This is a genomic window from Paractinoplanes aksuensis, from assembly GCF_024137025.1.
In the GTDB taxonomy this organism is placed as follows: domain Bacteria; phylum Actinomycetota; class Actinomycetes; order Mycobacteriales; family Micromonosporaceae; genus Actinoplanes; species Actinoplanes aksuensis.
This window is the reverse complement of sequence record NZ_JAMYJR010000040.1, coordinates 1-21,384: the sequence shown is the minus strand read 5'-3', so window position 1 is coordinate 21,384 and position 21,384 is coordinate 1. Positions and strand designations below refer to the sequence as shown.

General features: G+C 70.5%; 19 protein-coding genes. 5 read left to right on the top strand and 14 right to left on the bottom strand.

The features are described 5' to 3' along the window. Positions 1-82 precede the first annotated feature (82 nt). The 11 genes from M1L60_RS35050 to M1L60_RS35000 all read right to left on the bottom strand — a co-directional run bounded on the left by M1L60_RS35050 (position 83) and on the right by M1L60_RS35000 (position 10,448). Positions 83-682 (bottom strand): DUF4291 domain-containing protein, encoded by a 600-nt coding sequence (locus M1L60_RS35050; protein ID WP_253241849.1) that lies wholly within the window; start codon positions 680-682, stop codon positions 83-85. Positions 683-687: 5 nt separating this feature from the next. Continuing rightward, complete coding sequence (locus M1L60_RS35045; RefSeq protein WP_253241848.1) at positions 688-1,254, bottom strand: HD domain-containing protein; 567 nt, start codon at positions 1,252-1,254, stop codon at positions 688-690. Beyond that, on the bottom strand, positions 1,251-1,655 hold the full coding sequence (locus tag M1L60_RS35040) for an NUDIX hydrolase (RefSeq protein WP_253241847.1): 405 nt from the start codon (positions 1,653-1,655) through the stop codon (positions 1,251-1,253). The genes M1L60_RS35045 and M1L60_RS35040 overlap by 4 nt, the downstream gene beginning before the upstream one ends. Next, positions 1,652-2,416: an energy-coupling factor ABC transporter ATP-binding protein gene (locus tag M1L60_RS35035; RefSeq protein ID WP_253241846.1), complete on the bottom strand. Its 765-nt coding sequence runs from the start codon at positions 2,414-2,416 to the stop codon at positions 1,652-1,654. Before M1L60_RS35035 ends, M1L60_RS35040 begins: the two co-directional genes overlap by 4 nt. Positions 2,417-2,421: 5 nt before the next feature. Then, complete coding sequence (gene cbiQ, locus M1L60_RS35030; protein WP_253241845.1) at positions 2,422-3,186, bottom strand: cobalt ECF transporter T component CbiQ; 765 nt, start codon at positions 3,184-3,186, stop codon at positions 2,422-2,424. A 1-nt stretch (position 3,187) separates the two neighbouring features. Next, complete coding sequence (locus tag M1L60_RS35025; protein ID WP_253241844.1) at positions 3,188-3,529, bottom strand: PDGLE domain-containing protein; 342 nt, start codon at positions 3,527-3,529, stop codon at positions 3,188-3,190. Then, entirely contained in the window at positions 3,526-3,807 is a 282-nt protein-coding gene (locus M1L60_RS35020) for a hypothetical protein (RefSeq protein ID WP_253241843.1), read from the bottom strand. The genes M1L60_RS35025 and M1L60_RS35020 overlap by 4 nt, the downstream gene beginning before the upstream one ends. Continuing rightward, positions 3,804-4,496, bottom strand: a complete 693-nt coding sequence (locus tag M1L60_RS35015) for an energy-coupling factor ABC transporter permease (RefSeq protein ID WP_253241842.1) — start codon at positions 4,494-4,496, stop codon at positions 3,804-3,806. The genes M1L60_RS35020 and M1L60_RS35015 overlap by 4 nt, the downstream gene beginning before the upstream one ends. A gap of 2,448 nt (positions 4,497-6,944) precedes the next feature. After that, on the bottom strand, positions 6,945-7,958 hold the full coding sequence (locus tag M1L60_RS35010) for a 5'-3' exonuclease (RefSeq protein WP_253241841.1): 1,014 nt from the start codon (positions 7,956-7,958) through the stop codon (positions 6,945-6,947). Between the two features lie 182 nt (positions 7,959-8,140). After that, on the bottom strand, positions 8,141-9,154 hold the full coding sequence (locus M1L60_RS35005) for a LacI family DNA-binding transcriptional regulator (protein WP_438862187.1): 1,014 nt from the start codon (positions 9,152-9,154) through the stop codon (positions 8,141-8,143). Between the two features lie 61 nt (positions 9,155-9,215). Further along, positions 9,216-10,448, bottom strand: coding sequence for a YibE/F family protein (locus M1L60_RS35000; protein ID WP_253241840.1), 1,233 nt, complete (start codon positions 10,446-10,448; stop codon positions 9,216-9,218). Between the two features lie 121 nt (positions 10,449-10,569). On the opposite strand from M1L60_RS35000, the gene M1L60_RS34995 reads away from it, so the two are divergent. From M1L60_RS34995 to M1L60_RS34985, 3 genes are read left to right on the top strand one after another with little or no spacing between them, the layout of a single operon-like run. Then, on the top strand, positions 10,570-12,186 hold the full coding sequence (locus M1L60_RS34995) for a copper resistance CopC/CopD family protein (RefSeq protein WP_253241839.1): 1,617 nt from the start codon (positions 10,570-10,572) through the stop codon (positions 12,184-12,186). 14 nt (positions 12,187-12,200) lie between these two features. Further along, positions 12,201-12,815 (top strand): class I SAM-dependent methyltransferase, encoded by a 615-nt coding sequence (locus M1L60_RS34990; protein WP_253241838.1) that lies wholly within the window; start codon positions 12,201-12,203, stop codon positions 12,813-12,815. A 2-nt stretch (positions 12,816-12,817) separates the two neighbouring features. Further along, on the top strand, positions 12,818-13,150 hold the full coding sequence (locus M1L60_RS34985; RefSeq protein WP_253241837.1) for a YnfA family protein: 333 nt from the start codon (positions 12,818-12,820) through the stop codon (positions 13,148-13,150). Between the two features lie 526 nt (positions 13,151-13,676). Here M1L60_RS34985 and M1L60_RS34980 read toward each other — a convergent pair. Both M1L60_RS34980 and M1L60_RS34975 read right to left on the bottom strand, forming a co-directional pair. After that, positions 13,677-14,549 (bottom strand): alpha/beta hydrolase family protein, encoded by an 873-nt coding sequence (locus M1L60_RS34980; protein WP_253241836.1) that lies wholly within the window; start codon positions 14,547-14,549, stop codon positions 13,677-13,679. 621 nt (positions 14,550-15,170) lie between these two features. Then, positions 15,171-16,001 (bottom strand): hypothetical protein, encoded by an 831-nt coding sequence (locus M1L60_RS34975; RefSeq protein WP_253241835.1) that lies wholly within the window; start codon positions 15,999-16,001, stop codon positions 15,171-15,173. Between the two features lie 405 nt (positions 16,002-16,406). On the opposite strand from M1L60_RS34975, the gene M1L60_RS34970 reads away from it, so the two are divergent. After that, on the top strand, positions 16,407-18,239 hold the full coding sequence (locus M1L60_RS34970; protein ID WP_253241834.1) for a helix-turn-helix domain-containing protein: 1,833 nt from the start codon (positions 16,407-16,409) through the stop codon (positions 18,237-18,239). A 187-nt stretch (positions 18,240-18,426) separates the two neighbouring features. Here M1L60_RS34970 and M1L60_RS34965 read toward each other — a convergent pair whose 3' ends face one another. Continuing rightward, on the bottom strand, positions 18,427-20,778 hold the full coding sequence (locus M1L60_RS34965; RefSeq protein ID WP_253241833.1) for a glycoside hydrolase family 3 N-terminal domain-containing protein: 2,352 nt from the start codon (positions 20,776-20,778) through the stop codon (positions 18,427-18,429). Positions 20,779-21,055: 277 nt separating this feature from the next. Between M1L60_RS34965 and M1L60_RS34960 the strand changes: the two genes are divergently transcribed. Continuing rightward, the coding region (locus M1L60_RS34960; protein ID WP_253241832.1) for a twin-arginine translocation signal domain-containing protein at positions 21,056-21,384 on the top strand (329 nt) is incomplete at its 3' end.

Genomic DNA, 21,384 nt, shown 5'->3' with positions numbered 1-21,384 from the left:
GATCGGACCTGGCTCTCGCCGGGCCGCACGCAGACGAGAGCTGGACCTCGCCGCAGGCCGACCCGGTCATGAATCGCGCGCCTCAGGGGGTGGCGCCGATGCGCTCACCGATGGGCGGAGGCAACGGGTACGGCTTTTCGGGCGGGAGCAGTGCGGCCGCGCCCTCGTCGTTGCTGGCGGTGAGGCGGGTGCGGATGGTGTGGGCCTGTTCGGTCACGTCGTCGAGGCGGACGATCCAGTCGTCGAAGTAGCGCTCGGCCGCCTCACCGCCCAAACCGATCTGCACGGAGCGGTGGGGCAGCGGCTGCAGGCGTACGGAACGCTCGGGATCCCACTGCACGCGGACGGGACTCTGCTGGGCCGCGGCGGTCCAGGCGGCCCGATCCGGATGCAGGCCGGCGATGTAGTGGCTGAGGCAGGCGTGGCCGAGGGCCCACTCGAAACCGTCGCGGCGGATCGTGGCGGCCAGGACGCGCTCCTGGCCGGGCTTCGTGGCCCAGCCGCAGCGGTACATCATCCACAGGAACGACGGCTTGATCCAGGTCATGCGCGACCGCTTGAACGGGGGCACGAAACGGCCGGCGGCCAGCGCGGGCAGCGCGATCGCGGCCGGGTAGGCCTGATAGACGGTGATTGTCTGATCGTCGTACACGGCCCGGATCTGCCGGTAGGGAACATTCACGCGAATCAGTGAACCGCATGACCGTAACGCTCGGCCAGGTCATTCAGCTCGGGTGGGCCGTACCGCGCGACCAGGTCTTCGAAAATCGCCACTTTGCCCGGCCCGAAACGAACGAGCGAAGCAGCGTACGCCGAAGGGGTGTTGAAACGCGGCGGCGTCGTCTTGCTGTGAAACTTGTCGGCGTACATGACCAGGGTTTCCTCGGGGGTCTCGGCCAGGTAGTCCGCGGGCGGCAACGGCAGGTTCTGCGCCACGATGTCGTCACGCGTGAGCCCGACCCCGGTGTGATGAGCGCAGACGCGTGCAAGCGACTCCGGCAGGCCCAGGCCGCGCAGCAATTCCCGGCCGAGAAGACCGTGCCTTATGTACGACTCCCCGGGCGCGAGTCGGTGAACGCCGATGTCATGCAGCAGGGCCCCGGCCCGTACGAGATCCGGGTCCTCGGTCGTCCGGAGTTGCTCGGCGAGGTCCCGCACGATCCGGCAATGCGTCCAGACGAGCTCGAACGCTTCGTCATCGGGGGCGAACCGCCGGTGCAGCGCCCGGATCTCGTCCTCGCCGGGCAGGTTCACCGCGTCAGCAGGTCGGCCAGGCCGGCCGGATAGAGCGGGGCGTCGGCCGTGAAGCTGTCCAGCGGATGCCACAGCACACGCGTGCCGGGATCGTCGAGGACCTCGCCGACGACGTCGCGGTCATAAACGGCCGGATCGCTCAAGCGGCAGTCGAAGACGAACACGATTTCGTGGCCGTCGCGGCCACAGGCGTGGAACAGGTTCTCCAGGACGCCCAGGCAGCGCACGTCCTCGACGTCGACCGCCAGCTCCTCGCGCATCTCGCGGCGCAGGGCGGCCTCGGCGGTCTCGCCGAACTCGATGCCGCCGCCCAGCGGGCGGAAGAACGACCCGTCGTGGGCCTCGAAGACCAGGATGTCGTCGCCGCGACGGGGGACGGCCAGGGCGATCGGGCGGATCACCGGGCGGCCGCGGCCGGGTCGAAGCCGAAGGGCAGCTCGAGGCGGTGGGCCCGCAGCAGGGCGTCGTCGGTGAGCACGTCGGCGGTGGGGGCGTCGGCCACGATGCGGCCGGCGTCGAGGATCACGGCCCGCGGGCAGAGTTGCAGCGCGTACGGCAGATCGTGCGTGACCATCAGGACGGTTACCGGCAACGGATCGAGGATCTCGGCCAGCTCGCGGCGGCTGGCCGGGTCGAGGTTGGACGACGGCTCGTCGAGCACCAGGATCTCGGGGCGCATGGCCAGCACGGTGGCCACGGCGACCCTTCGGCGCTGGCCGAACGACAGGTGGTGGGGGATCTGGTCGCGGTGCTCGCTCATCCCGACCGCGGCCAGGGCCTCGTCGACCCGGGACTGCAATTCCTTCCCGCGTACGCCGAGATTGTGCGGGCCGAAGGCCACGTCCTCGGCCACCGTGGGCATGAAGAGCTGGTCGTCCGGGTCCTGGAACACGATGCCGACGCGGCGGCGGATCTCGGCGAGCGCGGCGCGGTCGGACGGGTCGACCCGGGCTCCGGCGACCTCGATCGTGCCGGGGCCGCCGTGCAGGATGCCGTTGAGGTGCAGGGCGAGCGTGGTCTTGCCGGCGCCGTTCGGGCCGAGCAGGGCGACCCGTTCGCCGGGGGCCAGGGTGAGGTCGACGCCGTGCAGCACCGGGGTGCCGTCCGGGTACGCGAAGTGCAGCCCGGCCACATGCAGGGCCGGGGTGGTGGGGCCGCTCATGGGACTCATGATCCCAGGACGGCGGTCAGGGCGATGCTCGCGGTGGCGATCGGTAGCGCGGCCGCGGCCAGCCACTGCCCGACGGGTGCGGGGCCGGCCTCGGGCTGGGGCAGGCGGCCCGCGTACCCCCGGGACACCATGGCCAGGTAGACGCGCTCGCCCCGCTCGTAGGCGCGTAGGAACAGCGCTCCGATGCTCACGGCGAATGCCTTCACCTGCCACAGGAAGCGTGGGTCGTAGCCGCGGGCCAGGCGGGCGATCCGCATGCGGCGGGCGTCGTCGGCCAGCACGTCCAGGTAGCGCAGCATGAACGTGGCGATCTGGGTGAACACGGTGGGGCAGCGCAGGCGGTCCAGTCCTAGGATCAGGTCGCGCATGGTGGTCGTGGCGGCCAGCAACAGCGAGGCCAGGACGCCCAGGGTGCCTTTGGCGAAGATGTTCCACGCGCCGTGCAGGCCGTCGATCGAGAGCGACAGGCCGAGCCAGTCGACGCGCTCGCCCCGGCCGGCGAAGGGCAGGGCGACGGCCAGGAGCACGAACGGCAACTCGATGGTGGCCCGCTTGGCCAGCCACAGGGCGGGCACCCGCGCCACCCCCGCGACCACGGCCAGGAGCACGGCGTAACCGCCGAAGGCCCAGAATTCCGTACGCGGCGTAATGACGACGATGATCGTGAAGAGCAGGACCGCCGCGATCTTGACCTCGGGCGCGAGGTTGTGCACCGGGCTCACCCTGTCCAGATGCAGCGGATGGGCGTGCCCGGCGCCCACCTCAGGCGTCCTGCCGGCGGCGGGCCACCCAGAACAGGCCGGCCCCGACGCCGAACGTGATCAGCACGCCGGCCGTGCCGGCCAGAAGCGTCGACACGAAGCTGTTCTCGATGCCGCGGATGCCGTAGTCGGCCAGCGGCGAATCCTCCAGCTGGTGCGCGCGTTCCTGCTGCAGCATGCACGTGCCGCCGGTGATCTCGTCGTCGGCGTTGAACGTGCAGCCCGCACGGGCGGTGGCGTCCAGCCCGTCCGGGCTCGACGACGCGAAGTTGCTCACCACGCCGGCCAGCAGCAGCGCCACCAGCAGGCCGCCGGCCAGGAACCAGCCCAGTCGCTTGCTCATGCGTTCACCTTCAGCTCGGTCGGTCCAGTCGGCAAACGGAAGCGGTGCAGTCGCTCGCTCATGCGTTCCATGTTCGGCTCGGCCGGCTCACGGAAGCGGTGTAGTCGCTTGCCCAATGCGTCCACCGCCAGCTCGGCCGGCTTGCGTAAGCGGCGCAGTTGGTTGCTTCTGCGTTCCACGTCCAGCTCGGTCGGCTTGTGGAAGCGGCGCGGTCGCGTGCTCGTGCGTTCCATGTTCGGCTCGGCCGACTCACGGAAGCGGCGCAGTGGCTTGCTCATGCGTTCAGCTTCAGCTCGGTCGGCCTGCGGAAGCGGCGCAGCGCGTAGACCAGGTCGGGCCGGACCTTGGCCACGGTGGCGACGGTGGTGGCCGCGATCAGGCCCTCGCCGATGCCGATCAGCGCGTGGACGCCGGCCATCGTGCCCGAGATCCAGGGCAGCGACAGGTCGGTGGTGCCGCCCAGCGCGTACTCGAGCACAAAGCCCTGCGAGGCCACCACGACCGACACGACGGAGGCGATGAAAGCGGTCACGCCGAGGCCTTTGGCGTTGCGAGGCAGGATCCGCAGCAGACCGGCCACCAGCAGGTATCCGGCGGCGGTGCCGAGCAGGGCCATGTTGGTGATGTTGAGGCCGAGCGCGGTGAGACCCCCGTCGGCGAAGAGCAGACACTGCACGATCAGCACGGTCGAGACGCACAGCGCCCCCACCCACGGCCCGACCAGGATGACCGCGAGGGCCCCGCCCAGCAAATGCCCCGAGACCCCCGGCAACACCTGGAAGTTCAACATCTGCACGGCAAAAATGAACGCCGCGACCAGGCCGGCCATGGGGGCGAGGCGCTCGTCGAGGTCGTTACGGGCCTTCCGCACGCAGAAAGCCAGCGCAGCAACAGCCAGAACCGCGAACACCGCCGACACCGGCCCGTCCACGATCCCATTGGCGATGTGCATCGCCGTCGTCTCCATGGGCCCTCCTCATAGGCAGCAAGCAATACCTACCGCTGTTGCGAAGTCTTGGCAATTGAACAGCAGATGGCAACTAGGAGTTCGCTGCATCACTACATCCGGACGGCCGGCAACAAAGACCAACTTCCGACAGCTCCACCCCACCGACCGCCACCCCAGCGCGTCCAGAACAAGTTAGTGCAGGTCAAGAGCGCACAGGTCGCCTCGGCATCGAGGGGCATCACGGTAATTCAGATGAGCCCGCAGCCTTGGCGCGGGAACCCGAGTCCCGCCCACGGCGCGGCGTGTCCCGCCCACGGCGTGGCGTGTGCCGTCCGCGGCGTGGCGTGTGCCGTCCGCGGCGTGGCGTGTGCCGTCCGCGGCGTGGCGTGTGCCGTCCGCGGCGTGGCGTACGAGGAGCGTGCGGTGGGATCGTGTCGCTTGCTCGCGGCGAGTCCCGGCGCACGAGTAGCGTGCGTTCAAGTGGGATGGAGTCGCTGGCTCGCGGCGAGTCCTGATGGTCGCGACGTGCCGAACTGCGCTTCAACGAGGCGATCCGGTTCGTCCCCAGCAACACCCGGTTGATCAGCCCCGATGGCCCGCAGCACGCGGGTCGACGCCGGTGCCGCACCTGAAACGGCACGCCGAGTAGGGCGGTGGCTCAGGTTGGGACCAGCCAGCCGTCCGCGTCGTCAGGACCCTCACTGGATTGTCTTCCGGGGGACCTTCGAGGCCATCCCGGCACCACCGCGGGTGGATCGACGCCGCTCGCCAACCAGGCGCACGGAAACCTCGAGTGCGGTGTTTGTCGGCGCTCGTCGTGACAGCTGCGCGGTTGGTGTCGTCGATAATTAGGTGGCGCCTACGCCGTTGAATCGCGATTTCGGATGACTCAACTAGTGTCGATTCCGGCGGGCCGCATCCTTGGGTTCCGGCCCGGCAGTGTTCTGCCCGACTGGCGGAAGCAATGCATTTTTGCAAAGCCCTCCTCGCCATGCGGGAGAATGGGCGATCAATTCTTGAAGCCGAGTTCATCACCATCTCGATTGATGGCTGGCATGCGTTGTCGTAACGAATTCCCTTGGGTGTGCGCTACGCGGCGCTGGCCTGCGAAGTCGGGTTGCACTCAAGCTTCCGCGTTCGTTCTCATGGGTGTGCGCGAGGCGGTGCTGGCCTGCGAGGTCGGGTCGCGATCAAGCTTCCGCGTTCCCATGGGTGTGCGCTACGCGGTGCTGGCCCGCGAAGTTGCGTCGCACTCAAGCCTCCCCGGGGCGGCGCGAACCTCAGGCGCCTCCTCATCACGTCGAGACGCGCTGAGTGGTGGCCGCGTTTCCCGCAGCGAGAAGGGATCAGGAGGACTGCTGCCTGTTCGGTTGCTGCGATCGGGCGGATTCTTGGCGCGCGACCACCAGCCCCCAAAGCGCCGTCTGCCACCACGCGCCGAAGGTAACCGTCGCCGAAATCAACGCAGGTCAGGTGGACAATGGCGTAGCCGTCCTGTTCCTGCAGCTCTGTCGGCCGCCGGTGTTGCATACAACGACGACTGCGGCGTCGAACGAGGACTCCTCACCATGTGAGGCGGGTGTCACGGTGCACGTGATGGCGGCGCGGCGTATACGTGGCGGCTGGCGTCTTTCGGTAGGAGGGCGCGATCAAGAAGTCGAGTTTGGGCCGCGACAGCGGTGCCGAGCATCAGCGCGTCGCGAGGTTGGACGTCCTCGGAGTCCAGGAGGTCGACCGGGCCCGGCCCGGAAGTGGTCTTGGCCTATGTGATTCGCGTGTCGACACGCCGTCAGGGAGCACCCCGTGTTGGTGTGGCGCGTGGTCGCCGGGGAGTTGGAGGGCTCAGTGGAACGGCTGACGGTTCGGGGCATGATCGCTGGAACTGCTCGTATATACGCCGGGCGTGGCGTTGCGCTTTTCCGTGGTTGCGACGCCGTTCGTGGTCGCGGCGAAAAGCTTCGCCGTCGGGGGAGTAATTACGCGCCCTGGTGGGATCACGCATGTCGGCCAACTGTGCCCGGCTGAACAAAGAAAGCTGTGTCATGCGGATATTCTTCCAGTCGTCCATCCCTCGATGTCAGTGATGGATGATGCCAAAACAAAGAATCTTGAGTGCAGCTTCATAACAGCCCACGTCTGTCAAATCCATTGATTGAGATGGTGGTCCGGGTCACTTGCCGCGCACGGCGCTGGATGGTTTGGCGACCTGTTCGGAGTGAGCAGGAACAGAAACGATTTGGCGTGGCGAAACGCCCGAGTCGACAGGCCGGGCGGGAGTGCGTCGGCCGCTGGGCTGTGGTCGAGGCTCAGGTGGGCGGAGCCGGGGCACGTGGTCGACGCTCGGACGGGGTGAGGTATGGCTTGCGTGGTCGACGCTCGGACGGGGCGGGGTGAGGTATGGCTTGCGTGGTCGACGCTCGGACGGGGCGGGGTGAGGTATCGCTTGCGTGGTCGGCTGAGGCGGGGCTAGAAAAGGGAGAGCTGGCCCGGGGTGGGTTCTCGGCGGGCGGTCAGGCTGCCGCGGAAGGTCCAGGGGCGGAACTCGGGAGTGGGGTCGGCGTCGGGGGCGGTGGGGGGATCGCCGCCGGTCAGAGCCCACAGAGATGGGCCCAGGTTGATGCCTCGGGCTCGTAGGGCGCGGCGCATCACGGCCATGCTGAGGGGGAGCCGGGCGCCGGAGAGGTCGGGGATGGGCAGGTCGTCGCGCATGCTCATCAGGCGGCGGTTGCGGGTGACGATGTCTCGGGCGTCGGGGGCGGTGAAGCAGGTGGCGGCGTGGGCGCCCACCGCGTCGCGGACCAGCGTCGTGCCGGCCGCCCAAGCTGCTTCGAGGGTGCCGAAGGCGGTGAGCAACTTGGCCGCTGTCGTGGCGCCGAAGCGGCGTACGCCATGGAGGTTGTCCGAAGGGTCGCCGCGCAGGGCGGCGAAGTCGCGGTATTGCCAGGGGTGCACGCCGTAGAGGGCGGGCAGGGCGGCCGCGTCGATCAGTACTGCCTCGTCGAAGCCGCCGTTGCGGACCCGCAGGACCGTGGTGGAGTCGTCGATCAGGGCGAAGGCGTCGCGGTCGCTGGTCATCAGGACGGAGTGCCAGCCGGCGGTGCGGGCGGTGGCGGCGGCGCTGGCCAGGACGTCGTCGGCCTCGTACGCGGGGGGAACCACCACGCAGACGCCGGCGTCGCGGAGCAGGGCGGGAGCGGCCAGGAGCTGGGCCGTCAGGTCTTCGGCCTTGTCGGGGCGGTGGGACTTGTAGGGCGGGTAGTCGGTGCGGCGGGCGGAGTCGACGGGGCAGTCGAAGCCGACCACTATGGCGTCGGGGCGCAGGTGGGCGGCGGCCCGGGCCATGTAGCCGAAGAGGCCGCGCAAGGCCCAGATCGGGTTGCCGTCGTCGTCGACCCAGCCGTCACCGGCGCCCGCGTGGTAGGCGCGATGAAGCAGGCTGTTGCCATCGAGGACGAGCAGGAGCGGGGCTGGGCGCGGCACCTGACAGAGACTACGCCGGGGGTCCGACGCTTTCCGCGACCGCCGCAGCAGCGACGCGATCGAGGCGGCAGCGACGCGATCGAGGCGGCAGCGACGCGATCGAGGCGGCAGCGACGCGACCGACGCGACCGAGGCGGCAGCGACGCGAGTGCCACCACAGCAACACGAACCCAGCGGCGGTGTTACGAGGGCGGGGCGACGCTTTCGCGCTCCACCAAGGTAGGGGCGATGATGCGGCGTGCGTTCTCGGTCGTGCCCGACTCGATCTGGGCCAGCAGCAGCTCGAGGCCGGCGGTGGCGGCCGCGTCGAAGTCGGGGCGGATGGTGGTCAGGGGTGGGGTGTAGAAGGCCGCCTCGGGAACGTCGTCGAAACCGACCACGCTGACGTCGGCCGGCACCCGGCGGCCGTGTTCGTTCAGGGCCCTCAGCAGGCCGAGGGCGATGTGGTCGTTGGCCGCGAAGACCGCCGTCGCATCCGGCAGGCGAGCCAGCAGCTGGCCGTTGCGGTAGCCCGACGCCGCGCTCCAGTCGCCGGTCAGCAGGGGCGGCACCTCGCGGCCGGCCTCGCGCAGCGCGGCCTCCCACCCCTGGACGCGCCCGGCCGCGTCGAACCAGTCGGCCGGGCCCGAGATGTGCCAGACCGTGCGGTGCCCCAGCCCTAGCAGGTGTTCGGTGGCCGCCTTGGCCCCGGCGTACTGGTCGACCGTGACCAGCGACGACGAGTGCTCGGGGTCGCCGTCGATGGTGACCAGCGGAACGTCACCGGGCAGTTTGGCCAGGGCCGGTGCGGCCGAGGCGACGGGCGCGATCACGACCAGGCCGGCCACGCGCTGATCAAGGTGGCGTTCGACGGCTTCGGCGATGGATTGCTCGTCGAGGTTGCGGACGCTGCCCACGTTGACCGCGAAACCGGTCGCCTGGGCCGCTTCCTCGAACGCGGTCAGCATCGACGCCGGCCCGTACAACGAGGAGTTCTGGGCGACCACGCCGATCACCTTGGACGTGCCGGTGACCAGCGCGCGAGCGGCCCGGTCGGGGCGGTAGCCCAGTTCCGCGATGGCCGCCCGCACCTTGAGGCGGGTCGGTTCGCTCACGTTGGGGTGCTCGTTGAGCACCCGCGACACGGTCTGGTGCGACACGCCGGCCAGCCGGGCGACGTCCATCATTCCGGGCGGCCGCCCACGCTTCACACTCATCCGCGGCAGCATAAACCGAGCGGGCCAGCGCGCGGTGTCCGGCGGCGATCAGGCCGTCCGACTACGAGTCCTGGCGGTCGGCGAAGGCGGCCCAGCGGTCTTCCGGGGGCGGCGCCGGCCTTGCCGTCCGAGCCGGCTTGGGAGTACGAGATGCGGCGTACGCGGCCAGAGCCGTGGTGATCGGCACAGCCGTGATCAGCCCGATGGTGCCGACCGCGCTGCGCACCAGCTCCTGCGCGACCAGCTGCCCCGTGAGCAGCTCACCCACGGGCGTCTCGCCCGCCGCGAACAGCAACATCAACGGCAACGAGGCCCCGGCGTACGCGAGCACGATCGTATTGATGACCGACGCGATGTGAGCCCGCCCGATGCGCGTGGCCGCCCCGTAGAGCTGCCGGAACCCGTACGCCGGGTTGGCCTGGGCCAGTTCGGCCACGGTCGCCGACTGGGTCACGGTGACGTCGTCGAGCACGCCCAGCGACCCGATCACGATGCCCGCCAGTAGCAGGCCGCGCATGTTGATCTCACCCTCGGTGATGCTGAGGAAGTTGGCCGTCTCGTCCGCGACCCCGTTCAGGTGGGTGCCCGCGGTGGCCGCCGCCGACAGCAGTGCCGTGATGGTCAGGCTGGCCAGCGTGCCCGCGACCGCGATCGTCGTGGTCATCGAGAACCCGTGCGTCAGGTACAGCACGGTCAGCATGATCGCGGCCGCGCCGACCACGGCCACCAGCACCGGTGACTTGCCGTCGAGGATGGCCGGCACCACGAACAGCAACAGCACGACGAACGTGAGCCCGAGCCCGGCCAGCGCGGTCAGCCCCCGCCAGCGCCCGAACGCGATCACGGCCAGCGCGAACGCCGCCCCGAGCATCCACAGTTCGGCGCCGCGCTGGTGGTCGACGATCGAGTAGCTCTGGCTCTGGCCGCCCTCCCCGTCGAGCAGCCGCAGCAGCACGATGTCGTCGCCGGGGGCCACCTCGACCGCGCCCGGCCCGTTCGGGATCTCGGCCTCGACCGTCTGACCGTCCGACAGTCGTACAGTGACGGTCCCGCACGTGCCCTCGGGCGCGGGATCTCCGGTGGGGACCTCGGCGCAGGGAACCGGTGTGACTGTGCGTACTTCGCCGGTGACGCGGATCAGGCCCTCGGCGTCCTTGGCCCCGGGCAGCGACTGGCTCGGCCACAGCAGCAGCAGGCCGATCGCGGTGAGCACGGCCGCCGGGATCAGGAACCACAGGGTCAGCCGGCGGGCCCCCGGGGAGCTGGCAAAACTGTGATGGTGGTGGCCCGGCATGGCGACCAGGGTAGGCCAGCGTCCGGGCTCCGGGAGCGGCAAGGCACCATGGGCGGCTATGAACCGCTGGCCGTCACTTTCCGTACCGAGGTCCGTGGGGAACGTTTGGCACCGACGGCTCGTGTCCTGGCTGCTCGCGACCGGCCTGGCCGTGATCGTCTCGGCGCTGGGCTGGCCCGCGCAACCGGCGAGCGCGCACGCGATCCTCACCGTGGCCGTGCCGCAGCAGGGCTCGGTCGTCAAGGTCGCGCCCGACCAGGTCGAGCTGCGGTTCAACGAGGCGATCCAGGTCATCCCCGGCCGCACCCAGGTCATCGGCCCCGACGGCAAGCGGGTCAACGTCGGCGACCCGGTGCCGCTGCAGAACGGCATGACGATCAAGCTGCGCCCGGCCGACCGCCCCCTCGGCACGTACCTGGTGAGCTATCGCATCGTCTCGGCCGACAGCCACCCCATCTCGGGCGCCTTCACCTTCTCGGTCGGCGCTCCCTCGGCCAGCGCGCCGACCGCGCCCGACGAGGGCGTCCATCCTGCGGTCCAGACGGCAACAGCCACTGCCAAATTCTTTGGGTACGGCGGTCTGACGCTCGCCATGGGCCCGGTGCTCTTCCTCGCGTTGTGGTTCCAGCGCCGCTCCCTGGTCACGATGGCCCGCGCCGGCCTGGGCGTGGTCGCGGCGAGCACTGTGGTCGCGATCTGGCTGCAGGCGCCGGCCTCGTCGGGCGCGGGCCCGTTCGACGTCTCCGCCGGTGAGCTGGGCCAGGTGCTGACCACGTCGTTCGGCATCATCCTGATGGTGCGGCTGGCGCTGCTGGGCGTGGCCGCCTGGCTCGTGCCGCGGGTGCGCCGGCACGCCGGGCGCGGCCCGACCGCCGTACTCGTAATTCTGGTCGTGGCGATCCTCGCGACCTGGCCGTTGACCGGTCATCCGGCGGCTTCACCCTTCGCCTGGCTGCTGGTCGGGGCGGATACGGCGCATCTGGCCGGCATGGCGGTATGGCTCGGCGGCTTGGTTGTGCTGACCGCCGTCGTGCTGCGCCGGGCTGACACCCGGCAGCTACGGCTGATCCTGCCGTCGTGGTCGAAATGGGCCGCCTTCTCCGTGTACTGGCTGGTCGCGGCCGGTGTGCTGCAGGCCGTGGTGCAGACCGGCAGCGTCGACGCGCTGCTCAACTCCGACTACGGGCGGCTGCTGCTGATCAAGACCGGGCTGCTGGTCGTCGTGCTGGGAGTGGCGGCCTGGTCGCGCCGGCTCGTGCTGCGTGGCACGGCTGTGGCCAGTCCGAACCGGCTGCGCAAGGTCACTGCGGCCGAGGTCGGGATCACGGCCCTGGTGCTGGCGGCCACGGCCGTACTCGTGCAGACCAACCCCGGCCGGGCGGTGGACGTCGAAGCGGTGGCCGCGGCCAAGGCCCGGGGTTTCGTGACCACGCTGAACAGCAAGCTCTACTCGGTGCAGTTCGAGGTCTTCCCGGCCGGCGTGGGCGAGTACAACACGATCCACGCGTTCGTCTACACGCCCGAGGGCAAGCCGCTCAAGGTGGTCGAGTGGCGGGCGACGCTGGCCCTGCCCGAGAAGGGGATCGAGCCGATCGAGAACGAGGTCGCCTCCATCCTGGAGAACCAGGGCCTGGGCAACCTGACGTTCCCGTTCCCCGGCGACTGGCAGCTGTCACTGACCCTGCGCACGTCCGAGATCGACCAGGCCACGGTGACCACCACGATCCCGATCCGGTAAGTACGCTCGGCCCCATGAGTGCGACCGACAAGGCGCGCCAGGTCTGGGACAAGGCCGCCCCCGCCTACGACCGGCAGATCGTGTTCCTGGAACGCGTCTGGTTCACCGGCGCCCGCGAGTGGATCGGCGCCCGGGCCCAGGGCCGGGTGCTCGACGTGGCCGTCGGCACCGGGCGCAACCTGCCGTTCTACGGGGCCGGCACGACGATCAGCGGCATCGAGCTGAGCCCGGTCATGCTGGCCCAGGCCCGGCAGCGCGCGGCCGAACTCGGCCGGGCGGCCGACCTGCGCGAGGGCGATGCGGAACATCTGCCGTACGCCGAAGGCAGTTTCGACACCGTCGTATGTGCGCTTTCCCTATGTACGATCCCAGACCCGCGCACTGCGGTGGCCGAGATGCACCGGGTGCTGGTTCCCGGCGGTCGGTTACTGCTCGTCGACCACATCGGCAGCTCATGGCCGCCGATCCGGGCCGCGCAGTGGCTGCTGGAACGCCTCACGATCGCGACCGCCGGCGAGCACTTCACAAGACGCCAGCGCGACACGGTCGTGGCGGCCGGATTTCAGATCGTCGAGAGCGAGCGACTGAAGGCCGGAAGCATCGAGCGAATCCACGCTGCCAAGATCTAGAGATGCTCGTCCTACGCTCTGTCCTGCTGTTCGTGCTCGCCGCGGTAGCCGAGATCGGCGGCGCCTGGCTGATCTGGCAGGGCGTGCGCGAACACAAGGGCCTGCTGTGGATCGGCGCCGGGGTGATCGCCCTCGGCGCGTACGGCTTCGTCGCCACCCTGCAGCCCGACGCCAACTTCGGCCGCATCCTGGCCGCCTACGGCGGCGTGTTCGTAGCCGGCTCCCTGGCCTGGGCCATGCTCGTCGACAAGTTCCGCCCCGACCGCTACGACCTCATCGGCGCCGCCATATGCCTGGTCGGCGTAGCCATCATCATGTACGCCCCAAGAAGCTGACACCTACCACAGATCAACCCCGCGTCCGGCCCCGAACGGCTGGCACGCGCCGTCTTCAAACCCGCTTCCGGGAGTTGGCGCGCACCGAAGTTCAACTCCTCTTCCGGCCCCGGCAGCTGAGGCCCGCCGCACATCAACCCCTTTCCGGTACGCACCGAGAGGCTGGCGTGTGCCGCGGCTCGATGCCTCTGGGGCATGGACTCACGGGCAGACATGCGCCGCAGGCGCACCGTTCGGGCGACGGGTCGAGACGTTTGCCGGCCAGGCCACCCGTTCGCTGCCGACCGTCGTCGAAGTGGTCGAGGACGTCGGCTCCGGACGCCAACGTCCTGCCCTTGCCCTTCGTGCCCACAGCGTGGCGCTGTCGTAGTTGCTTCAGGTACGCGGCTTGAGGGCCGGCGAGTGCTGCACGCCCATCCCGGCTCCGGTGCAACCTGAGACGCTGGCGTGTGCCGCGGGTCGATGCCCCTGAGACATGGGCTGAGGGCTGGCGTGCGGCGCACGCCAGCCCCCGATCTGTGCTGGCTCAGGTGAGCGGGCAGGTGTTTCGGTAGTCCGAGACCGAGACGCTGGACGGGCCCGGGCAGATGAACTGGTCGTAGCGGGTGTCGTTGTCGACGAAGCGCTTCAGCCAGGCCACCGCGAGCCGGCCGGTGAACGTGTTGACCGACTGCGGGAAGAAGTGGCTCGCGTTGTTCAGCTCGAGATACGCCTTCTCCGAGGCCGACGGGATGCTGTTGTAGAAGGGGATCGAGTGCGAGCTGACCGGGGCGACGGTGTCGCTCTCGCCGCCGATGATCAGCGTCGGCACCCGCAGCGTCGACCATGTCTTGGTGGTGTTCCAGGGCGCCAGCGGCACGGCGGCCTGCAACGAGGGCCGGGTGCGGGCGGCCTCCAGGCTGCCGCCGCCACCCATCGAGTGCCCGGCCACAGCCAGGCGGGTCGTGTCGATGCGCGACCGCACCGAACTCGACCGGGTCAGATAGTCGAGCGCCGCCAGCAACTGCGACCCGCGCGAGGACGGCTGGTCGAGCAGCGTGTTGGTCTCGATGCCGATCACCACGAACCCGTGCGACGCGATGCGCGGCCCGAGCCAGGCCAGACTCGACCAGGTGGCGGTGAAGCCGGGCGAGATCGCCACCGCACCGAACGTGCCCGAAGAAGTGCTGGTCGGATAGTAGATCGTGCCACCACCGAACCCGCTGACCAGCGAAGACACATTCTCGGTCCCGACCGCGAACGGCCCTCGGCTGGCATCGAGCGCGGCCACCGTCGGGTCGGGCCCTCTTTCGTACGGGTTGTCGGCGGCCTGGGCCGGCGCCGTGCCCAGCCCGACGGCCAGAACGGACGCCGCCGCCACCGCGACGACCAGCCGGCGAAGTTTGCGAAGCTGCTGCACCTGACACGCTCCCGGGGATAGGGAATTGATGGCGGTCAGTGTTTGCGTGGCCGCACCCGGTGCGCATCGGCGAAACCACCAGCCATCCGAAACCGGTCGTTAACACCCCCGAAATTTCACCTACCGAAAAGTAACCGTCGATGTCTTCCCGCCCGCGGCCGGCCCGGACAAACTCGCGACATGGAAGTTGCACAGCAAGTGCAAGAACTCCTGACGTCCGCCCGCCGAGGCCACGGCGGCGCCCTGGTCCTGACCGGCAGCCTGGGCTCCGGCCGATCCACGCAGCTCAGCGAGGCAGTGGCGCTGACCGAAAGCATGGTCTCCGGCCGATCCGGGCAATTGGGCGGGGCAGCGGCGGTAGGCAGCCTGGGTCTCGGCCGATCTATGCGGTCGGGCGAGGCGGTGGCGCCGGCCGACGGGGTGGGCTCCGATCGAATCGCGCAGTCGAGCGGAGCGGTGGCGTCGGCCGGAGGCGTAGGTTCCGGTCGAACCATACGGCTCAGCGCGGCGGCGTCGATCGGAGCTGTGGAGCCGCGCCGGGAGTCAACGAGTACGGCTGCGTCGATGGCGGAGGCCCCGGGGCTGCGTGCTGGAAGCGCTGAATCGTCCGGTGGTGTGACGTCAGTTCGCATGACGCAGTCGCGCGCCGAAACGGACAACCCCGCGCATGTGGACGGCTGGGGGACAGCCGGGTGGACGATCTTGGCCGCCCCCGGACTCGCCGACGAGTCGTTGCTGCCGGGCGCCGGTCTCCAGCGGTTGATCGCCCCGCTCGCCCACCTTTGCCGGCGCGAACCGCTCGCCTCGCTCGTGGCCGGCCATGAGCCCGGGGCCGGCGGTCCGGGCGATGGCGGTGATGTCGCGATCGGCGGATGCGCCCCGCTGACGCTGGCCCTGAGCCTGCGCACGCTGCTGCGCGAGGCCGCCGCCAACGGCCCGGTGTTGTGCCTGCTCGACGACGCCGACAAACTCGACCCACAGTCGTGGCAGCAGATCCGGCTGCTCGCCCGCCGCGTGGACGAACTCCCGGTCGCGATTCTGGCCACGGTGGCATCCGCATCCGCCGCGGCCGACCTCCCGGTCTGCCCCCTGCCGCTCCTCGACGACGAGGCGAGCCACGCCCTGATCCGGCGCCACGCCCCCGACGCGACCGCCGAGGTGGCGTCCGCGCTGGTGGCATTGGCCGAGGGCCACCCCGCCACGCTGACCGAACTGGCCGCTGCCCTGACGCCGCAGCAGGCCCGAGGCCTCACCCCGTTGCCGGTGACGCTGCCCCCGAACAGCCCGCTCCGCCTGCGCTTCCGCGCCACCCTGGCCACCCTGCCCGAGCCGACCCGCCACCTGCTCCTGCTGGCCGCCGCCGCCCCTCGCACACACCCGTCCGCATTGCTCGCCGCCGCGCGGGCACCTCGCGCTGGCAGCGATCCCCGACGTGACGGTCGAAGTGAGCATTCACTAACCCCCGTCGAAAATAAGCACTCACCCACCCCCGGACGCGCGGGTTCACTTGCCGCTGACGTAAGTGGGTGCTCACCCACCCGCGAGACGGAGCATTCGACAGCCCCTGACGAAGACGACCGCCCGCCCGTGTACGGCCCTGAGCGGGTGTCGGCCGCGGATGAAAGTGAGCGCCCGGCTGCCCGCGAGTTCAAGAGTCTGCTGACCGCTGGCGGAAGTAGGTGCCTATCCGCCGCCGGACCTGAGCGGTCGCTCGCCGCTGACGAACGTGAGCGCTCGCCGGCCTCGTCTGAGCCTGAGCCTGAGCCTGAGCGTTTGCTTGCTGCTGATGGGAGTGAGTGCTCGTCTGCGCGTGGACTTGAGCGTTCGCTCGTTGGTGGTGCCGAGCATGAGCGGTTGATGAACGTTGTCGACAAAAGGTGCGCGTTTCCGGGTGACGGGGGCGAGCGTTTGCGCGGAGACGGGCCGAGTCTGGACGATTTCGGGCCGGCTGAGCGGGCGGGGCTGATCGATGCCGACGCCGACGGGGTGCGTTTCTGCCCGTCCGTGCTGGGGCTGATCGCGTACGACGAGGAACCGATCGGTCGTCGCCGGGCGGCGCACCTTGCGCTCGCTCAGGTTTTGAGCGAACGCGGCCGCACGTTGGCCGCTCTGCTCCATCGGGCCGCCGTCGCCGCGGCGCCGGATGACGTTCTGGCTGCCGACCTGCTTGGTGCCGCCGAGGATGCGTCGGCGGCGGCCGCGTTCGAGGCGCAGCGATGTGCCGCCGACCTTTGCAGCGACCCGGCCGAGCAGGCGCGGGCGCTGCTGCAGGCGGCCCGCTCGGCGATGGCCGCCGGTCGGCCCCACGACGCCCGCCCCCTGCTGCGTCGCGCGTCCAGGCTGCGGGGGAGCGCCACCGTCAACGCCCGCGCCCGCGGCCTCATCGCCGAGATGCGTCTGCGCGGCGCCCCGGCCGAGGCCCGCGAGACCCTGCTCGACGTGGCCGACGAGTTGATGTCGAATGACCCTGCGGGGGCCGTCGACGCGCTGCTGGTGGCCGGTGAAGCTTGCGGTCGCACCGGTGAGCCCGGACGCTACCCGCGCCTGGCCCGGCTGGCCGCGACCCGCTGCCGAGACGGCCGCCCCGACACCGAGATGGCCTTGCACCAAGTGGTGGGCCTGGCCGACCTCATGACCGGCGACCCCGGCGTCGCGTTCGCCCGCCTGCGTGAAGTGCTGCGCCTGGCCGACCACACCACCGACCCGGCCGCGCTGACCCGAGCCGCCGGCACCGGCATCCTGCTCGGCCAGGACCGGCGCGCGGCCCGCCTGGCCCGGCGGGCGGTGACGCTGGCCCGTGAGACCGGCAACGCGCCCCTCGTACCCGAAGCCTTGGAAGTGGCCGCCTTCGCCGAGCTCGCCGCCGGGCGGCACGACGCCGCGACCGAAGCCGCGCTCGACGGGGCCGCGGTGGCCCGGACCGCCGGCCGCCCCGACCTGGCTGATGCGCATCGCGACCTGCTCGGGCTGCTGGCCGCTTTCCGCGGTGACGCCGGGCCGAGTCGCGAGCGGCCGGCGGCGGGCGCTCTCGGGGACTGGTCCGAGGCGTTGCTCGACCTGGTCGCGGGTCGGCCCGAGTCGGCGGCCGAGCGGCTGGCGCGGATGGCCCGTACGGGATCGATGACCCTGCGGGTGGCCATCGCGCCGCACCTGGTCGAGGCGTCGGGCGGGGGTGGCGCCGCCTTCGACGACTGGGCCGCGCGCACCGGACAACCGGGCTGGCTCGCCCTGCGCAGCCGGTGCCGCGCGCTGAGCGACGCCGAAGCCGCCGACGACTACTTCCGCGAGGCGCTGGCCTGGCACGAACGCGACGACGACGGTGGCTTCGCCCGGGCCCACACCGAGCTTCTGTACGGGCGGCATCTGCGCCGGCGCCGTCGTCCGGCCGAGGCCCGCGATCACCTGCGCCGGGCGGTCGAACGCTTCCACCGCTTCGACGCGGGGCCGTGGGCCGAGCAGGCGGCCCGGGAACTGCGGGCGGCGGGGGAGCGGATCGGGCCGGTCGACCCGGCCCCGCTGACCGCCCAGCAGGAAAGGATCGCCGGCCTGGTCGCCGAGGGCGCGACCAACCGTGAGGTGGCCCAGCAACTGCACCTGAGCCCCCGCACGATCGATCATCACCTGCGCAACGTCTTCGCCCGCCTCGGCGTGCGGAGCCGGACCGAATTGGCCCGGCTCCTGGCCGGCTAGGGCCCGGCTCCTGGCCGGCTGGACAGGCGGAGTGCCGGCTACGCGACCGGAGTGCCGGCTACGCGACCGGAGTGCCGGCTACGCGGGTGGAGGACCGGCTACCCAGGCGCATTGACGTCCAAGCAGTCGGAGTGCCGTCCACGCAGGCGCAGTGCTGACTACGCGAGCGGAGGGCACGCAGGGCCGGTCAGGCCTTTTCGACCGTCACCGGGGTGATCAGGTGGCGGTCGCGGTCGGCCACCACCCGCAGCTCGCCGGTCAGCGTGACCCGGCCCGTGCAGGGCAGGTCGGTGGCCGAGGTGCCGACCAGCACGTCGAGCTCGCCCGGCTCGACCACGCGCGAGTAGTCGCGGCCGGTGAAGGCGGTGCGGTCGGCGTGCACGGTGAACGTCACGTCCTTGGCCTCGCCCGCCTCGAGCGGCACCCGGGCGAACCCGGTCAGCTGCTTCACCGGGCGGGTCACCTGCGCCACCAGGTCCTTCAGGTAGAGCTGCACGACCTCGTCACCGGCCCGCGCTCCGGTGTTGCGCACCCGCACGGTCACCGTGAACTCGCCGTCGACCGGCACCGACTCGTCGCTGATGCGCAGATCGTCGAGTTCGAACGACGTGTACGAGCGGCCGTGGCCGAACGGGAACAGCGGGGCCGGGTCGAGGTTGCTGACCCCGGTGTTCTCCGCGCCCAGCGCCGGCTGCAGGTACGTGCCGGGCTGCCCGCCCGCGTGGCGCGGGATCTGCACCGGCAGCTTGGCCCCGGGGTTGATCCGCCCGGTGAGCACGCCCGCGATGGCCGCGCCGCCCTCCTCGCCCGGCATGAACGCCTGGACCAGGCCGGCCGCGCGGCCGGCGAAGGCACCCAGCGCGTACGGGCGTCCGGAGACCACGACGATCACGACCGGCTTCCCCGTGGCCAGCAGCTCCTCGATCAGGTCGGCCTGCAGGCCGGGCAGGGTCAGGTCTTCCGCGTCGCAGCCCTCGCCCGAGGTGCCGTGCCCGAACAGGCCGGCCAGGTCGCCGACCATCACCACGGTCACGTCGGCGTCGCGGGCGGCGTCGACGGCGGCCGCGAACCCGGACTTGTCGCCGCCGATCACCGCGCAGCCCTGTTCGTACACAATTTCGCTGCCCTTAAGTGCAGACCCGAGCGCTTCGACGGCGGTCGGCACGTCGATGCCCAGACCGGCGTCGGGATAGCGTGGCAGCACGTGGTTGGGGAAGGCGTAACAACCCATGAACGTCCGGGGGTCGGCCGCGGCCGGGCCGATCACGGCCACCTTCCGTACGTCCGGGGCCAGCGGGAGGGCCGAGCCCGGGTCGAGCAGAACGACGGAGCGTTCGGCCAGCTCACGGGCCAGCGCCCGGTTCGCCGCCGAGTCCAGGTCGACCTGCTCGGCGTCCGCCACCGACTTCTCCGGCGTCCAGTCGGCGTCGAGCAGGCCGAGCTCGACCTTCTGGGTCAGCAGCCGGCGGACGGCCCGGTCGATCAGCGCCTCGGGCACCCGGCCGATCAGGCCGGGGCCGAAGCCCAGCGTGTCGGGCAGTTCGACGTCGATGCCGGCGGTCAGCGACTGGACGCCCGCGTCGACCATGTCGGTCGCGACGTGGTGGGTGCTGGCCAGGAACGGCACGGCCCAGTAGTCCGAGACGACCGTGCCGGTGAAGCCCCACCGGTCGCGCAGCAGCTCGGTGAACAGCCACGGGTCGGCCACCGCGGGCAGGCCGTCGATGTCCGAGTAGGAGTTCATCACCGAACCGGCGCCGGCCTCGCGGATCGCCGTCTCGAAGGTGGGCAGGATGACGTCGAGCAGCTCGCGGCGGCCCATCGGCACCGGGCCGTGATTGCGCGCGCCGCGCGAGGCCGAGTAGCCCGCGAAGTGCTTGAGGGTGGCGATCACGCCGGCGCTCTGCAGCCCGCGCACGTACCCGGCGCCGAGCAGGGCCACCAGGTACGGATCCTCGCCGATGGTCTCCTCGACCCGGCCCCAGCGGTAGTCGCGCACCACGTCCAGCACGGGGGACAGGCCCTGGTGGACGCCGACGGCGGCCATGTCGCGGCCGATCGCGGCGGCCATCCGCTCGACCAGCTCCGGGTCGAAGGTGGCGCCCCAGGCGATGGCGGCCGGGTAGACCGTGGCCCCGAAGGTCGTGAACCCGGTCAGGCACTCCTCGTGCACGATGGCGGGAATGCTCAAGCGGGAGTTGGCCAGGACGATGTGCTGCTGACGAATCACTTCGGCCGCGCCCTGGGAGGGGGTGAGCGGGTAGCTCCCGAAGACACGCGTGAGATGCCCGAGTCCGTTCCGGCTGGCCTCATCGAGGGGTATGGTGCCCGATGCGGCGAAAACGTCCTGCATGGGCGCGACGTTGAGGGTCTCCTCAGGGTCGTGCTGCTCTTCCGCTTGCATGTCGTTTCCGACCCAGCGGCTGCCGAGTTGGCCTACCTTCTCTTCGAGGGTCATCTCGGCGAGCAGAGCGTCGACGCGCTCGGCAACGGGTAGCGCCGGGTCCTGCCATGGCTTGCGTGCCGGTTCTGGGGTCACGGCGCACTCCTCAGTTGTTCCTCAGATGTTCCGAAACTTTCAGTGTTTGCACAGCGGGTTCTTCCGGTGCCGGATGATCTTAAGCAGGGCCTCTTCAGCAGGTCGGGACGGTGTCCACTCTTGCCATGGGAGCGCGACCACAGCAAGACCCTTGACATGATCACGGCGAAACCCTACGTTAACGAAACCTCGTGTTAATTTGCGGTTGTCGAGCGAAAGTTACAGCTCCTGTGACGCGGACGACGCGGCGTCGGGGCTTTCGAGTTCGGAGATCAGCGTGACCAATAACCCTCTGTCCCGGCGGAACTTCATGGGCCTCGCCGCGGGTGCGGCCGGCGCTGCGGCGCTCGCGGCCTGTGGCAGCGACGGCCCGAGCACCAGTGGTGGCGGCAGCACCAGCGGCGGCGGCGCCGGTGGCGGCGCCAGCTACTGGTCGCTCAGCGGCCCGCCCGGTGAGCCCGTCCGCAAGGCGTCGGTCAAGCGCTTCAACGACGCCAACCCGGACGCCAAGATCGCCGAGACGTACTACCAGAACGACGCGTACAAGCAGAAGATCAAGACCTCGATCGGCGCCGGCCAGGGCCCGACGATGATCTGGGGCTGGGG